11 tRNA genes and 2 rRNA genes (2 of these 13 cut by a window edge) are annotated in these 2500 nt (G+C 52.7%); all 13 read left to right on the forward strand.

The window, feature by feature from the left end:
* A 23S ribosomal RNA gene (locus tag ACSBOP_RS03130) occupies nt 1-1168 on the forward strand (it extends 1760 nt beyond the left edge of the window).
* Nucleotides 1169-1268: 100 nt separating this feature from the next.
* Nucleotides 1269-1385: ribosomal RNA gene (gene rrf, locus ACSBOP_RS03135) — 5S ribosomal RNA — on the forward strand.
* A 62-nt stretch (nt 1386-1447) separates the two neighbouring features.
* A tRNA-Asn gene (locus ACSBOP_RS03140) sits at nt 1448-1523 on the forward strand.
* A 3-nt stretch (nt 1524-1526) separates the two neighbouring features.
* Nucleotides 1527-1618 (forward strand) — tRNA-Ser (locus ACSBOP_RS03145).
* A gap of 23 nt (nt 1619-1641) precedes the next feature.
* Nucleotides 1642-1717 (forward strand) — tRNA-Val (locus tag ACSBOP_RS03150).
* Nucleotides 1718-1735: 18 nt separating this feature from the next.
* A tRNA-Met gene (locus ACSBOP_RS03155) sits at nt 1736-1812 on the forward strand.
* A gap of 26 nt (nt 1813-1838) precedes the next feature.
* A tRNA-Asp gene (locus ACSBOP_RS03160) sits at nt 1839-1915 on the forward strand.
* A gap of 22 nt (nt 1916-1937) precedes the next feature.
* Nucleotides 1938-2012 (forward strand) — tRNA-Glu (locus tag ACSBOP_RS03165).
* Between the two features lie 18 nt (nt 2013-2030).
* A tRNA-Met gene (locus ACSBOP_RS03170) sits at nt 2031-2107 on the forward strand.
* Between the two features lie 26 nt (nt 2108-2133).
* Nucleotides 2134-2210 (forward strand) — tRNA-Asp (locus ACSBOP_RS03175).
* A 43-nt stretch (nt 2211-2253) separates the two neighbouring features.
* A tRNA-Lys gene (locus tag ACSBOP_RS03180) sits at nt 2254-2329 on the forward strand.
* A 15-nt stretch (nt 2330-2344) separates the two neighbouring features.
* A tRNA-Leu gene (locus ACSBOP_RS03185) sits at nt 2345-2424 on the forward strand.
* Between the two features lie 7 nt (nt 2425-2431).
* Nucleotides 2432-2500, forward strand: a tRNA-Gly gene (locus tag ACSBOP_RS03190); it runs 6 nt beyond the window's last position.

A 2500-nucleotide genomic window follows, 5' to 3' on the forward strand; every position in this document is an offset into this window, starting at 1 on the left:
TAGAGTGAATAGCTCGAGGGGGTCGCAGTGAAAAGGCCCAAGCGACTGTTTAGCAAAAACACAGGTCTATGCGAAGCCGTAAGGCGAAGTATATGGGCTGACGCCTGCCCGGTGCTGGAAGGTTAAGGGGAGTGGTTAGGGAGCAATCCCGAAGCTGTGAACCGAAGCCCCAGTAAACGGCGGCCGTAACTATAACGGTCCTAAGGTAGCGAAATTCCTTGTCAGGTAAATTCTGACCCGCACGAATGGCGTAACGACTTGGGCGCTGTCTCAACGAGAGATCCGGTGAAATTTTAATACCTGTGAAGATGCAGGTTACCCGCGACAAGACGGAAAGACCCCATGGAGCTTTACTGCAGCTTGATATTGAACTTTGGTACGATCTGTACAGGATAGGTGGGAGCCTTAGAAGCCTGAGCGCCAGCTTAGGTGGAGGCAACGTTGGGATACCACCCTGATCGTATCGGAGTTCTAACCTACTACCGTATAACCGGTAGAGGGACCGTGTCAGGTGGGCAGTTTGACTGGGGCGGTCGCCTCCTAAAGAGTAACGGAGGCGTCCCAAGGTTCCCTCAGAATGGTTGGAAATCATTCGAAGAGTGCAAAGGCATAAGGGAGCTTGACTGCGAGACCAACAAGTCGAGCAGGGACGAAAGTCGGGCTTAGTGATCCGGTGGTACCGCATGGAAGGGCCATCGCTCAACGGATAAAAGCTACCCTGGGGATAACAGGCTTATCTCCCCCAAGAGTCCACATCGACGGGGAGGTTTGGCACCTCGATGTCGGCTCATCGCATCCTGGGGCTGAAGTAGGTCCCAAGGGTTGGGCTGTTCGCCCATTAAAGCGGTACGCGAGCTGGGTTCAGAACGTCGTGAGACAGTTCGGTCCCTATCTGTCGTGGGCGTAGGAAATTTGAGAGGAGCTGTCCTTAGTACGAGAGGACCGGGATGGACGTACCGCTGGTGTACCAGTTGTTCCGCCAGGAGCACCGCTGGGTAGCTATGTACGGAGGGGATAAGCGCTGAAAGCATCTAAGCGCGAAGCCCCCCTCAAGATGAGATTTCCCAATTAGTAAGACCCCTTGTAGACGACGAGGTTGATAGGTTGGAGGTGGAAGCGCAGCAATGTGTGGAGCTGACCAATACTAATCGGTCGAGGGCTTATCTAAAACATTACGAAGTCTGATCTTCGTAAACCCTATCTTTACTCTTCAATTCGCATCTAGTTTTCAAGGTACAAGCCTTGGTCGCTTTTTTAATAAAAGCTAGTTTGGTGACGATGGCGGAAGGGAACCACGCGTACCCATCCCGAACACGACCGTTAAGCCTTCCAGCGCCGATGGTACTTGGACCGAAGGGTCCTGGGAGAGTAGGACGTTGCCGAGCGAACGAAACCACCATTCACTTCATGTAGTGGTGGTTTTTATTCTCAACAATACAATTTATTTTCCCTGATAGCTCAGTTGGTAGAGCACACGACTGTTAATCGTGTTGTCACAGGTTCGAGCCCTGTTCGGGGAGCCATATGGAGAGGTGTCCGAGCTGGCCGAAGGAGCACGATTGGAAATCGTGTAGGCGTCACAAGCGTCTCGAGGGTTCGAATCCCTCTCTCTCCGCCACTATATTTCTTGCTACAAACAATGGAGGCTTAGCTCAGCTGGGAGAGCATCTGCCTTACAAGCAGAGGGTCAGCGGTTCGATCCCGTTAGCCTCCACCATTTATATTTAAAAAATGACGCGGGGTGGAGCAGCTCGGTAGCTCGTCGGGCTCATAACCCGAAGGCCGCAGGTTCAAATCCTGCCCCCGCAACCAAATTCTCTTCATGAGAAACCTAATGTGGAGCTGTGGTGTAGAGGCCTAACATGCCTGCCTGTCACGCAGGAGACCGCGAGTTCGAATCTCGTCAGCTCCGCCATTTCTTGACAATTTGATAGTAAGGCCCGTTGGTCAAGGGGTTAAGACACCTCCCTTTCACGGAGGTAACAGGGGTTCGAATCCCCTACGGGTCACCATGTACTTACATTTATTATCGCGGGGTGGAGCAGCTCGGTAGCTCGTCGGGCTCATAACCCGAAGGCCGCAGGTTCAAATCCTGCCCCCGCAACCAAATTCTCTTTATGAGAAACCTAATGTGGAGCTGTGGTGTAGAGGCCTAACATGCCTGCCTGTCACGCAGGAGACCGCGAGTTCGAATCTCGTCAGCTCCGCCATTTAAGTTTTACATCTTCATTTGTTCATTAAGTTGAACACGATGAGCCATTAGCTCAGTTGGTAGAGCACCTGACTTTTAATCAGGGTGTCGAAGGTTCGAGTCCTTCATGGCTCACCATGAATTACACAGTGTGCGCGTATGGCGGAATTGGCAGACGCACTAGACTTAGGATCTAGCGGGCGACCGTGGGGGTTCAAGTCCCTCTACGCGCATCAAAATGCGGAAGTGGCTCAGGGGTAGAGCATCGCCTTGCCAAGGCGAGGGTCGCGGGTTCGAATCCCGTCTTCC

Origin of the sequence: Paenibacillus sp. KN14-4R, from assembly GCF_052180255.1 — a bacterium.
In the GTDB taxonomy this organism is placed as follows: domain Bacteria; phylum Bacillota; class Bacilli; order Paenibacillales; family NBRC-103111; genus Paenibacillus_AM.